We start from the raw sequence: 532 nt of genomic DNA on the forward strand, positions 1-532 counted from the left end.
GCCGTTGAGCCGGCTCGCTATGCTCTCCCTACCCCTGGTTTGCAGCCAAGCACTAAACTTTCGTTGATTGCTGGCCAGCCTCGAGACGCCTTTTCTCTTGGAAGTCGAGTCCGATCCGAGCTTGCTCAGCTCTTCATTGGCGAAGCCATCAATCATGCGGGCGTCGTCGGGATAAGGATCATGCTGTTTCAACTGCGACTCGGCGCCTAGATACTGCCGCAACCGATCGAGACTCACGTTTATTTTTTTTCCTTCAGCCTTGGTAAAGGCCTTAAAATCGTCCTTCAACGACTGTTGCTGCTGATCAGTTCCCGTGAGTCGACTGCCTATGCTCCCCCGACCATTCTTATGGAGCCAATTACTAAACCTCCGTTGATTGCTGGCCAGATTCAAGACGCCTTTCCTCTGCGAAGTCGAGTCCGATCCGAGCTTGCTCAGCTCTTCGTTGGTGAAGGCATCAATCATGAGGGCGTCGTCGGGATAAGGATGATGCTGTTTCAACTGCGACTCGGCGCCTAGATACTGCCGCAGC

General features: G+C 53.6%; 1 pseudogene. It reads right to left on the minus strand.

Features of this window, described 5'->3' with window-relative positions:
• Positions 1-501 (minus strand): annotated as a pseudogene (locus tag CO667_RS34600) (hypothetical protein); the annotation flags it as partial.
• Positions 502-532: the final 31 nt, after the last annotated feature.

The sequence above is a fragment of the Rhizobium sp. L43 genome (genome assembly GCF_002531725.1).
Lineage (GTDB): Bacteria > Pseudomonadota > Alphaproteobacteria > Rhizobiales > Rhizobiaceae > Rhizobium.